This window comes from Limosilactobacillus vaginalis DSM 5837 = ATCC 49540 (assembly GCF_000159435.1).
GTDB lineage: Bacteria > Bacillota > Bacilli > Lactobacillales > Lactobacillaceae > Limosilactobacillus > Limosilactobacillus vaginalis.
Genome location: NZ_GG693474.1, coordinates 1 through 241, shown reverse-complemented (window position 1 = coordinate 241; position 241 = coordinate 1). Strand labels below are relative to the sequence as shown.

The 241-nt window shown below is 43.6% G+C and carries 1 pseudogene; it reads left to right on the top strand.

Annotated features, from left to right (window positions below):
- Positions 1–241, top strand: a pseudogene (gene lysO / locus HMPREF0549_RS09060) (L-lysine exporter LysO); the annotation flags it as partial.

The window sequence follows — 241 nt, the reverse complement described above, 5'->3', positions numbered from 1 at the left end:
GTAGTAGTGATTGGTTTTGCCATTGGTCTAAGTGGACTGGCTTTCTTACAACACGCGACCGAAGCCAGTGAATACACGTTAATTTTGCTACTTTTCCTCGTTGGTATTCAGTTGCGCAATAATGGCATGACCTTAAAGCAGATTGTCCTTAATCGCCGGGGAATGATTGTCGCCGTGGTGGTGGTTGTCAGTTCATTAATTGGTGGTTTAATTAACGCCTTTATTCTTGATCTCCCCATCA